Genomic DNA, 10,133 nt, shown 5'->3' on the forward strand with positions numbered 1-10,133 from the left:
GAGGTTGCGGTGGTTATCCATCCTCTCCATGAGGATATCTTCCGGCGGGAGATTCTGAAGAAGTACGATTTCCGGAAGCTCCGTCACTACGTCTTCGGAGGGGCAACACGTCAGGACTCGGTGTACGAGGGCTTGAAGCTCTACCGGGATCACCCTGAGGATTTCGTGCTCATCCACGATGGGGTGCGGCCTCTGGTGAGTGAGAGCATTCTCAGGCGCTGCGTGGAAGAAGTAGCCCGGTGCGAAGCGGTATGCGTGGCCATTCCCTCGGTGGACACCCTGAAGTACTCCCCTGATGGAAGAACCATTGGGGAGACCCTCGACCGGAGAAAGATCTGGCGAGCTCAGACTCCTCAGGCGTTTCGCATTGGCCTCATTCTTGATGCCTTTGAGAGGGCAAGGGCTGACGGTTTTCTGGGGACCGATGACGCTTCTTTGGTGGAACGCCTGGGATTCCCGGTCCACATCGTTCCCGGTTCCGAGGAGAATTTGAAAATCACCACTCCTCAGGACTTTCTCCTTGCTGAGGAGATGCTCCGCTGGAGGGTGCGGTGTTTACGCCGAGAGTAGGCCTTGGGTACGATATCCATCCCCTTGTGGAGGGGCGAAGGCTCATCCTTGGAGGTGTCTATATCCCCTTTGAACGGGGACTTATGGGGCATTCCGATGGCGATGTGGTCTGCCATGCCCTGATGGACAGCCTCCTTGGAGCCTGTGGCCTTCCGGATATCGGCTCTCTTTTTCCCCCTGAGGATCCCCGCTTTAAGGACGCCGAAAGTCTTAAGCTCCTTGGAATGGTTGCACAACGGATTCGGGACGAGGGCTGGGAGATTGGGAATGTGGACATCATGCTCATTGCGGAGCGACCGAAAATCGCTCCCTTTGTGGCTCAGATTCGAAAAAATCTCTCTCAAGCGATGCAGGTGGAGCCAGATCGAGTCGGCTTTCAGGCCACGACGAATGAGGGCCTTGGGAGCGTTGGAAGGGGTGAAGGCATAGCGTGTCTTGCTGTCAGTCTCCTCGTGCGAAGAGGGTCTTAGGGGCAGTTTTCGTTATCCTTGGGGTCTTTGCTGTAGCTCAAAGTACCCAGGCGAGAGCCTCTTTTGCCCTTGTGGAAGAGGGCGCGGTGGCGGCTATCCTTTGCAACGGCCGGGTGCTCCTGCGGGTTCGGTACCGGGGACCATTTGCCTCCTGTGAGGAGCGGGCTCGTGTCATCCTCAAAAGACTCCAGGAAGTTTTTTCTTTTCCCTGGAAGAGTCCCCCCACCTTTCGCTTGGTGCGGGAGAGAGACGGGAGCGTCAGTGTTTTTTGCGATAAGAAGAGGCTCTTCTCCGTTTCCCGGAAAGATGCCTCTGCCAATGCCTCAAATCCTTTGGACCTTGCCGTCCTCTGGCTCAATAACGTTCAGTTGGCCTTTTACGGGGTTACCTCCGGAACCTGCGAGGTAACAAAGAAATTCGACGGCCTTGCCTCCTTCTGCCATCCGAAATTCGATGGCCGGAAGACCTCTTCAGGAGAGATATACAGTTCTTATGCCTTTACCGCAGCCCACCGGACCCTGCCCTTTGGGAGCCTTCTCCTCATCACGAATCCCAAAAACGGAAGGCAAGTTATCGTCAAGGTGAACGACCGCGGTCCCTGGAAGAAGAATCGGGCCATCGATCTCTCTCTCGTGGCAGCGAGAGTTTTAGGAATCGAAAAAGAGGGAGTGAGCAAGGTTCACGCCGAGGTGATCCGATGGCAGAGAAGGTAAGGACACGATTTGCCCCAAGCCCCACAGGAATGCTCCACCTTGGAGGGGCCCGAACAGCCCTTTTCAACTGGGTTTTTGCCCGGAAGGAAAAGGGGGTGTTCATCCTTCGCATTGAGGACACCGACCCGGCACGATCGTGCCGGGATTTTGAAGAGGCCATCTGCGAGGATTTGCAGTGGCTTGGGATTGACTGGGACGAAGGTCCGTACCGGCAGTCGGAGCGGTTGTCGCTCTACGCGGAATTCCTGAAGGTGCTCCAGGAAAAGGGATTGGTGTACCCCTGCTACTGCACCCAGGAAGAACTCGAGAGGGAGCGAGTGGCCGCCCTTGAGGAGGGGCATCCGCCTCGCTACTCCCGCCGCTGCCTTCTGCTTTCCCCGGAGGAACGGCGAAGACTCGAGGAAAGAGGAAGGAAACCCTCCTTTCGCTTCTACGTTCCCCAGGGGAAAACCCTGGTGGTTCGGGACCTGGTGCGAGGGGAGGTACCCTTTGCTAGTAGTGATCTTGCGGATTTTGTGGTTGTCCGATCGGACGGTCTTCCGACGTACAATTTCGCCTGCGTGGTGGACGACGCCCTCATGGGCATCACCCACGTCCTGAGGGGAGAGGAGCACCTCCCGAACACTCCCTACCAGCTCCTCCTTTATGAGGCCCTTGGCTTCACGCCACCTCTTTTTGCCCACGTGCCCGTCATCTGCGACAAGGACGGGGCAAAGCTCAGCAAAAGAAGAGAGGATACGAGCCTCCGTTTCTTCCGGGAGGAGGGATTCCTGAGGGATGCGATTTTCAACTACCTTCTCACCTTAGGGCACTCCTTTCCCGAAGGCAGGGAAGTCCTTCCTCGGGAGGAGCTCATAGCCCTCTTTGACCTTGGGCGGGTGGGGAGAGCAAGGGCTATTTTCGATCCGGCGCGGCTTTCCTGGATGAACCGGGTGTACCTCCAGAATCTCCCTCTTGAGGCTCTCCGAGAGGAGGTTGCCTCTTTTGCCGGGCCTCTGTGGGCTGATTGGGAGAGGATTCTTGGGAAAGAGCGCCTTTTGAGGCTTCTTCTCCTTTTCCGGGAAGAAGCAAAAACCCTCAAGGACCTCGTCCTTTCCCTCAAAGAAGCTGCAAGGGAAGGGGAGGTTTCCAGGGATGAAGATAGGAACTTTTCTTCTCTGTTCTTTGCCGCATTTTCTGCCCTTCCTGAGGATTTTTTCGAGGATGAAGAGAAGCTCCGGGAGGAGCTCAGGAGAATCCAGAAAGAAAGTGGTGTTCCTCCCAGGATTTTTTACCGTACCCTGAGGTTTATTCTCATTGGGAGAGAAGAGGGACCAGAGGTTCATCGTCTCCTCTGGGCTTTTGGGAAGGAAAGAGTTCTGGCAAAATTAAAGAAGTAGGGAGTGACTATGGAAATCCGCTTCTTCAATACGCTGACTCTTCGAAAAGACCCGTTCGTACCTGTAGAGAATGGCAGGGTCCGTTTCTACGTTTGCGGTCCCACGGTGTACGATCTCATCCACATTGGGAATGCAAGGGTTTTCGTGCTCTTTGATGCGCTCCGCCGGTTCCTCGAAGAGGTGGGATACGAGGTCGTTTTTGTCCAGAACTTTACCGATATCGACGACAAGATCATCAGGAGAGCTCAGGAACTTGGTGTGGACCCGAGGGAAGTCGCCGAAAGGTACATCGAGGAGTACTGGCGCGATGCGGAAGCCCTGGGGATTCGAAGAGCCACTTTCCATCCCCGGGCAACGGAGCATATCCCAGAAATCATCGAGCTCATCAGGAAACTCGAGGAGAGGGGTTTCACGTACTCGGTGTCCGGAGATGTCCTCTTTGACGTTTCCCGTTTCCCAGAGTACGGGAAACTCTCCCGGAAGAAACTCGAGGAGCTCCAGGAAGGAGCGCGGGTGGAAGCTCGGTACACCAAGCGGAATCCTGCTGATTTTGTGCTCTGGAAGAGCGCCAAACCCGGTGAACCCTTCTGGGAGAGCCCCTGGGGAAGGGGCCGTCCTGGCTGGCACATTGAGTGTTCGGCTATGGCCATGAAGTACCTCGGGGAAACTCTTGACATCCATGCGGGGGGAATTGATCTCGTCTTCCCCCACCACGAGAACGAGATTGCCCAGAGCGAGGCGGCAACGGGGAAACCCTTTGTCCGGTTCTTCCTCCACAACGGGTACGTTACCATTAACGCGGAGAAGATGTCAAAGTCCCTCGGGAACATCATCACCGTACGCGAACTCCTTGAGGAGTACAATGCCAAGGCGGTTCGCCTTGCCCTTTTTGGAACCCATTACCGGAATCCTATAAACATCGATACGGGACTTCTGGTTTCCTCCTTGCAGTTCCTCGAGCGGATTAAGAACTTCCTGCGCAACTTTGCCTTCATCCGGAGAAAGGTGGAGGAGAATCCCAACCGGAAGGCGGAGAGGGAGGATGATGTCCTCCAGGAAGTGAGGGAGTTCCGCAGGTTCTTTTTTGAGGCTTTGGCGGATGATTTCAACACTCCTCAGGCTCTTGGGGTCCTTGGGGAGTTCATGCGATTCGGGAACCGGTACCTCCTTCCCGTCCGGGGGAAGTGGAATGTGGAAGTCCTTGAAGAAATGGAGTCCTTTCTCTCCCTCGTGGAGAGGACTCTCGGCATCATTCCCTGGGCGGAACTCGGAACCGAGGACAGAGAAGTTGCGGCCCTTGTGGAAGAGAGAGAACGAGCCCGAAAAGAAAAGAATTTTGCCCTTGCCGATACCTTGAGAGAGAGGATTCGTGCTCTTGGGTACGTTGTGGAGGATACGCCCCTTGGGGCTCGCTTCTTCCGACAAGAGGGGAAGGAAGGATGACGTCCTACATTTACGGAAGGCATCCTGTCTTTGAGGCTCTTCGAGCCAAAAAGAGAGCATTCGAGCGTTTGTTCCTTGGGAAGAATGCCCAGGGAGATATTATCCGGCGGATTGAAGGCCTTGCCCAGAGTCTTGGTGTGCCTGTGGAACGGGTCGATCGAGAGGTTCTTGAAGGACTCGTGGGGAAAGACGCAGTGCACCAGGGGGTTGTGCTCCTCTGTGGGGAGAAAGCCGCGCCCTCCTGGAAGGAGCTCCTCAAAAGAACTCGAGAGCACAAAGACGCCCTGGTTCTCTTCGTCGATCGGGTGGAAGACCCCCGGAACCTCGGAGCCATCATTCGCACCGCGGCCTTCTTTGGGGTGGACGGAATCGTGGTGAGCAAGGCTCGCTCGGCTCCCCTTGATTCTCGGGTCGTCAAGGCTTCAGCCGGGGGAATCGAGGTAAGCGATGTTCTCCAGGTAAACAATTTCACCGAAGTGGTTCGGGCATTTAAAGAGGGAGGATTCGTCATTGTCGGTCTTGAGGGAGACGGGGAGATTAGCCTCTGGGAGTTCGATCCCGGTCCTTTCCCGGTGGGGCTTGTGGTGGGTGGAGAGAACGAGGGTATCCGAAAGATTGTCCGCTCCATGTGCGATGCAGTGGTGCGAATCCCGGGAAGCGGTGCTGTGTCCTCACTCAACGTTTCCGTTGCCGCTGGAATTGCCATTGCGGTGATGCTCCAAAGGAGGAGGAAACATGGTCCGCAAGGGTGACATCATTGAAGGTCCAGTTATCGACTTTGCTCTCCCTGAGTGCCACGGTGTCCTGAAAAAGGACGGCTTCGTGGTTTTCGTCCCTCTGGTCCTGAAGGATGAATTCTGCCGGGTGGAGGTTGAAAGGGTAAAGCGGAGTTTCGCCCTTGGGAGAGCTCTTGAGGTGCTTGAGGTGTCTCCGTACCGGGTTACGCCACCCTGTCCCCATTTCTCCGAGGGTTGTGGGGGTTGTCAGCTCCAGTTCGTCGAGTACGGGGAACAGGTGCGCCTGAAGCGGGAGCATGCTCTATCTGTCCTTGAGCGCATCGGAAAGGTTGATCTCGGGAAGGTCCTCCTTGAGGAGTTCACCCCTTCGCCGCAGCCCTTTGGGTACCGGAACAAAATGGAGTTCACCTTTGGGGAGCGGAATGGGGAACTTGCCCTCGGCCTTCGTCCGGCAAACCGCTACTGGGATGTGGTGGACCTGAGAACGTGCCTCCTCATGGAGAGAGAGCTCGTGGAGCGAATCCTTTCCTTTTTCCGGGAGTACGGCAAGCGCCACGGCATTCCAGGATACGATCCGGTGCAGAAGACAGGGGTTCTGCGGAATCTCTTAGTGCGGCGAAGCGGCACAACTTGTGACCTCCTCCTTGGTCTTGCAACCACGACTTTTGAGCTTCCTGAAGAGGATCACCTTGTGGGGGCTTTACGAGAGCTCTTCCCGGAGCTTCGGGGCTTTGTGCATATCATCAACGATTCTCCAGCGAGTGCTCTCGTCTTTGAGAGGAAACGGGTTCTCTGGGGGGAACCTTACCTTTTCGAGCGCGTCGGGAAACTCCTTTTCCGGGTCTCCATAGAGAGCTTTTTCCAGGTGCACTCTCTCCTCTGCGGCGCCCTCTACGAGAAAGTCCGGGAGTACCTTCTTGCGAGTGGTCCACCGAGCACCGTTCTTGACCTCTACTGCGGTGGCGGAGGCATTGGACTTTTCGTGGCCGATGTTGCGGAGAAAGTTGTGGGTGTTGAGGAGAATCCTCAGGCGGTGGAGGATGCGAGCGAGAACGCAAAGCGGAACGGTTGTTCGAATTTCACCTGCATTCCGGCGAGGGTAGAGAAACTCCTGGCTTCCTCCCGCATCCATGTGGATGCGGTCGTGGCCGATCCTCCTCGAGCAGGCCTCGATAAAAAGGTTGTTCGGCGGGTTGCAGCTCTTTCTCCCCGTATCATCGTCTACGTTTCCTGCAATATTGGGACTTTTGCCCGGGATGTGGCGCTCTTCAGAGAAGAAGGGTACGACCTTGTGAGGATGGCCTTTTTCGACCTCTTCCCCCAGACGCCGCATTTTGAGACGGTCGCCCTTCTTGTCCGCAGGTGAGAAAAATCACCGAAAAGGTCTTGCAAAAGGACTCAAGGCTCAGTAAAGTATTGCCAACAAGGCAGGTGAAGGACGTGAAGGCGATAGATGGTATAAGGAAGGTTGCCAATCTCCGGGCATGCATTGCGGATCGCGTTTGCCGACTCCGGGGGGAAGGAGCTTTTGAGGTTCTGGCTCTCGTCAGGCAGCTTGAAAAACAGGGAAGAGACATTATTCACCTTGAGATTGGGGAACCTGATTTTGATACCCCTGAGAATGTGAAGAAGAAAGCTATCCAGGCCATCCGCGAGGGGCATACCTACTACGTCCCTTCTGCCGGTATCGATGAGCTCCGGGAAGCGGTCTGCGTCTATATGAAACGGAGCCGGGGCATTGACGTTTCGCCAGATGAGGTCATCATCACACCTGGCGCCAAGCCGGTCATTTTCCTGAGCTTTCTCCTCCTCCTTGAAGAGGGAGACGAAGTCATTTACCCGGACCCGGGATTCCCGGCGTACCGCTCCATCATCGACTTTGTGGGAGCAAAGGCCGTGCCTCTTCGTCTCCGGGAGGAGAATGAGTTCCGGATAGACGTGGAGGAACTCCGCCGCCTTGTGACCCCGAGGACCAAAATGATTGTCCTCAATTCTCCCGGGAATCCCACAGGGTCGGTGCTCACCTGGGAGGACATGGCCGAAATTGCCCGCATTGCTGAAGAAGAAGACCTCCTCATCTTCACCGATGAGGTCTACAGCGAAATCATCTACGATGAACCCCATGTGAGCATCCTGCAGTTTTCGGGAATGAAGGAGCGCACCATTCTCCTTGATGCCTTTTCGAAAACCTTCGCCATGACTGGATGGCGCCTGGGGTACGCGGTGCTCCCCAAGGACCTTGCACCTCTTCTGGCACTCCTTGTGACGAACTCGAACTCCTGCACCTGCACCTTTACCCAGATGGCGGGGGTGGAGGCTCTTTTGAACGGAGAAGAAGCCGTTCGGAGGATGGTTGCCGAATTCCGCCGCCGGAGGGACTTCCTCGTGGAGCGAATGAAGGAAATCGAGGGCCTGACTTTCGTGAAACCCAGGGGAGCCTTCTACATCTTTCCGAACATCACCGCCTTCGGTCTCTCTTCTCAAGAGATGATGCGCTACCTCCTTGAAGAGGCGGGAGTGGCCACCGTTCCCGGGACGGCTTTCGGCGATTACGGGGAGGGGTACATTCGAATTTCCTTCTCCAATTCCCTTGAAAACCTTGCCAAGGCCATGGACAGGATTGAAGAGGCCCTTGCGAAGTTGCGGCAAAGGAGAGGACGTCTATGAAAATCATTCTTTCGGGATTCCAGCGCAAAGGAACTCCTCTGAGCCGGGCAGAGGAACAGTCGCTCTTGCAGAAAATCATCGACCTTCTCTGCCTTGAGGGTCTTGAGTTTGAGCTGAAAGTTGAAGAGATGGAGCGCCAGGACTGAGACGGAGCTGCGTGGTGAGGATGCCAAGAAGAATCAGGCTGCACCCGAGAATGCTCCGTGCCGTGAGGCGCTCGTGCCAGAGAAAGTACGAGAAGAGGGCGGCAAAAACAGGCTCGGAGATGAAAATAATTCCCACGTGCGTTGCCTCTGTGTAGCGCTGGGCCACTTTCTGCACGCTGAAGGCCAAAGCCGTTGCCACAATACCCAGAAAGAACAGACTCCCCCAGATTTCGGTTCTGCGGGGGAACAGGGGTTCTTCCAAGAAGAGGGCAAAGGAAAGGCTCAAAAGAGCCGCTACCCCCATCTCCACGGTGGCAAGGGCAAATGCGCTGTTCTCCTCGGTGAACCTCTCCACGAGCACAATCTGGAGGGCGTACGCCGTTGCCCCAAGGAGGGTGAGGAAGTCCCCAAAAAAGACAGTGTTCCCCCTTTCTCCTCCAAGGCTCAGGATGAAAAGCCCAAAAAGCGCTAAAGCAATGCTCAAGGGGAGTATTCGGTCAGGCTTTGTCCTCAGAATGAGAAAGGCAAAAAGAGGTACGATAACCGTGCAGAGCCCGGTAACAAAAGCCGAGCGGGCGGGAGTAACGTAGAGGAGCCCGAGAGTCTGGAAAAGGTATCCCCCAAAGAGAGCCCCTCCGAGAATGGTTCCCGCAAGGAAAACCCTTTTCCCCTTTGGACAGGAAAAACCCACAAGGGCACCAAAGGCGATTGAGAACCTCCAGAAAAGGATGGTTAAAGGCGGAGTGCTCGCGAGGAGATTCTTCATGGTCACAAATGTGGCACCCCAGACCGCTGTAACCCCAAGGAGTGCAAGGTCGGCAAGAACGGCGTTTCTCTCGGCCATGGTCGTATTGTACCACATAAAAAATTGGAGCCGGCGATCCGACTTGAACGGACAACCTGCGGATTACGATTCCGCTGCTCTGCCATTGAGCTACACCGGCTCCGGAAAAAATTGTACTTGAGAAAGAATGGAGCGTCAAGAGGTCTCAAAAAGCTTGAGGTGGCAGCTTTTTCTCGAGTCTCCCCCGAAGAATAATGGAGAGGGCGTTGAGGCTTAGGGTTACGGCAAGGAGGACCACGATTCCTGCGGCGGCGTTGGCATGGAAGGCCTTCTGGGGCCTTGAAACCCAGTTGAAAATCTGGATGGGAAGGGTGGTGAAGGGAGAAAAGAGTCCTTCTGGCAGGAAAGCAACGTACGTGAGGGCTCCGACCATGATGAGCGGAGCAGCTTCCCCTATGGCCCGGGAGACGGTGAAGATGATGCCGGTGAGAATTCCCGGGAACGCTACCGGGAGTATCTGGTCTTTAAGGGCCTGCCAGCGGGTAGCCTCAAGGGCCAATGCGCCTTCCCAGAGGGACTGGGGTACTGCCCGAAGGCTCTCCCGGGCAGAGACAATGACGATGGGAAGGACAAGGAGCGCCAGAGTCAGGGCACCGGTGAGGAGGCTTCGGCCAAGCTGCAGCGTTCGGGCAAAAAGCTCAAGGCCAAGCATGCCGTAGATGATGGAAGGGACTCCACTCAGAGTAGCAATGCTTGTTTCTATGATGGAACTCATCCAGTTTTTCGGAGCGTACACCTCAAGGTAAATTGCCCCACCAACACCAAGGGGAACGGCAAAAAGAATCGTGAGGACCGTGACGTATATGCTTCCCACCATGGCCGGAAGTATCCCCGCCTTTTCTGGATTTCGGGAGGGAAAGCCCGTGAGGAACTTCAGGCTCAGGCGGGGAAGGCCGTCGAGGAAAGCATCGATGAGGAGGGCAAAAAGAACGGTGAGGGCAAAAAGTAAGGCGGCAGCGGCAAGAACAAGGAAAACCTTTTCTTTCCTCTTTTTTTGCAGGAGGAACGCATCGGTTTGGAGACCCTTTGTCATCGGTACACCTCCTGGAACCTCTGGCGGAGCTTTCGGGCAAGGGAATTGAGAAGGAGGGTGAAGAGGAAGAGCAAAAGTCCGACGGCAAAAATCGTCTGGTACTCAAGGGTTCCCGCAGGAACATCCCCGAG

The 10,133-nt window shown here is 55.6% G+C and carries 12 protein-coding genes and 1 tRNA gene; 9 read left to right on the forward strand and 4 right to left on the reverse strand.

Annotated features, from left to right (window positions below):
• The 9 genes from H5U36_06605 to H5U36_06645 all read left to right on the forward strand — a co-directional run.
• Positions 1 to 570 (forward strand): 2-C-methyl-D-erythritol 4-phosphate cytidylyltransferase (locus H5U36_06605; protein MBC7217801.1); only part of this gene is annotated, 570 nt, incomplete at its 5' end.
• Positions 552 to 1,040, forward strand: coding sequence for a 2-C-methyl-D-erythritol 2,4-cyclodiphosphate synthase (locus H5U36_06610; GenBank protein ID MBC7217802.1), 489 nt, complete (start codon positions 552 to 554; stop codon positions 1,038 to 1,040). The genes H5U36_06605 and H5U36_06610, both read left to right, overlap by 19 nt.
• The gene (locus H5U36_06615) at positions 1,001 to 1,753 is read left to right on the forward strand and encodes a septal ring lytic transglycosylase RlpA family protein (protein ID MBC7217803.1); all 753 of its coding nucleotides are present in this window, start codon (positions 1,001 to 1,003) and stop codon (positions 1,751 to 1,753) included. The genes H5U36_06610 and H5U36_06615 overlap by 40 nt, the downstream gene beginning before the upstream one ends.
• Positions 1,738 to 3,132: a glutamate--tRNA ligase gene (locus H5U36_06620; GenBank protein ID MBC7217804.1), complete on the forward strand. Its 1,395-nt coding sequence runs from the start codon at positions 1,738 to 1,740 to the stop codon at positions 3,130 to 3,132. The genes H5U36_06615 and H5U36_06620 overlap by 16 nt, the downstream gene beginning before the upstream one ends.
• A gap of 9 nt (positions 3,133 to 3,141) precedes the next feature.
• Positions 3,142 to 4,575 (forward strand): cysteine--tRNA ligase, encoded by a 1,434-nt coding sequence (locus tag H5U36_06625; protein MBC7217805.1) that lies wholly within the window; start codon positions 3,142 to 3,144, stop codon positions 4,573 to 4,575.
• Positions 4,572 to 5,327: a 23S rRNA (guanosine(2251)-2'-O)-methyltransferase RlmB gene (gene rlmB, locus H5U36_06630; GenBank protein MBC7217806.1), complete on the forward strand. Its 756-nt coding sequence runs from the start codon at positions 4,572 to 4,574 to the stop codon at positions 5,325 to 5,327. Before H5U36_06625 ends, rlmB begins: the two co-directional genes overlap by 4 nt.
• A complete protein-coding gene (gene rlmD, locus H5U36_06635; protein MBC7217807.1) occupies positions 5,311 to 6,678 on the forward strand; it encodes a 23S rRNA (uracil(1939)-C(5))-methyltransferase RlmD in 1,368 nt (455 codons plus the stop codon). Before rlmB ends, rlmD begins: the two co-directional genes overlap by 17 nt.
• Before the next feature lie 74 nt (positions 6,679 to 6,752).
• Positions 6,753 to 7,979: a pyridoxal phosphate-dependent aminotransferase gene (locus H5U36_06640; protein MBC7217808.1), complete on the forward strand. Its 1,227-nt coding sequence runs from the start codon at positions 6,753 to 6,755 to the stop codon at positions 7,977 to 7,979.
• On the forward strand, positions 7,976 to 8,125 hold the full coding sequence (locus H5U36_06645) for a hypothetical protein (GenBank protein ID MBC7217809.1): 150 nt from the start codon (positions 7,976 to 7,978) through the stop codon (positions 8,123 to 8,125). The genes H5U36_06640 and H5U36_06645 overlap by 4 nt, the downstream gene beginning before the upstream one ends.
• Here the strand turns inward: H5U36_06645 and H5U36_06650 are convergent.
• From H5U36_06650 to H5U36_06665, 4 genes are all read right to left on the reverse strand, one after another.
• Positions 8,055 to 8,969 carry a DMT family transporter gene (locus H5U36_06650; protein MBC7217810.1) on the reverse strand — a complete coding sequence of 305 codons (915 nt, stop codon included), beginning with the start codon at positions 8,967 to 8,969 and terminating at the stop codon, positions 8,055 to 8,057. The genes H5U36_06645 and H5U36_06650 overlap by 71 nt on opposite strands.
• A gap of 25 nt (positions 8,970 to 8,994) precedes the next feature.
• A tRNA-Thr gene (locus H5U36_06655) sits at positions 8,995 to 9,069 on the reverse strand.
• A 45-nt stretch (positions 9,070 to 9,114) separates the two neighbouring features.
• Positions 9,115 to 10,002 carry a phosphate ABC transporter permease PstA gene (gene pstA / locus H5U36_06660; protein ID MBC7217811.1) on the reverse strand — a complete coding sequence of 296 codons (888 nt, stop codon included), beginning with the start codon at positions 10,000 to 10,002 and terminating at the stop codon, positions 9,115 to 9,117.
• On the reverse strand, positions 9,999 to 10,133 hold a 135-nt coding region (locus H5U36_06665), incomplete at its 5' end, for a phosphate ABC transporter permease subunit PstC (GenBank protein MBC7217812.1). The genes H5U36_06665 and pstA, both read right to left, overlap by 4 nt.

It is taken from the genome of Candidatus Caldatribacterium sp. (assembly GCA_014359405.1).
GTDB lineage: Bacteria > Atribacterota > Atribacteria > Atribacterales > Caldatribacteriaceae > Caldatribacterium > Caldatribacterium oleiphilum.

What these genes read in the sequence shown, in the direction of transcription:
- rlmB (MBC7217806.1), top strand. Translation starts at nt 4,572, where the DNA reads ATGACGTCCTACATTTACGGAAGGCATCCTGTCTTTGAGGCTCTTCGA.
- H5U36_06620 (MBC7217804.1), top strand. Translation starts at nt 1,738, where the DNA reads ATGGCAGAGAAGGTAAGGACACGATTTGCCCCAAGCCCCACAGGAATG.
- rlmD (MBC7217807.1), top strand. Translation starts at nt 5,311, where the DNA reads ATGGTCCGCAAGGGTGACATCATTGAAGGTCCAGTTATCGACTTTGCT.
- H5U36_06625 (MBC7217805.1), top strand. Translation starts at nt 3,142, where the DNA reads ATGGAAATCCGCTTCTTCAATACGCTGACTCTTCGAAAAGACCCGTTC.
- H5U36_06650 (MBC7217810.1), bottom strand. Translation starts at nt 8,969, where the DNA reads ATGGCCGAGAGAAACGCCGTTCTTGCCGACCTTGCACTCCTTGGGGTT.
- pstA (MBC7217811.1), bottom strand. Translation starts at nt 10,002, where the DNA reads ATGACAAAGGGTCTCCAAACCGATGCGTTCCTCCTGCAAAAAAAGAGG.
- H5U36_06645 (MBC7217809.1), top strand. Translation starts at nt 7,976, where the DNA reads ATGAAAATCATTCTTTCGGGATTCCAGCGCAAAGGAACTCCTCTGAGC.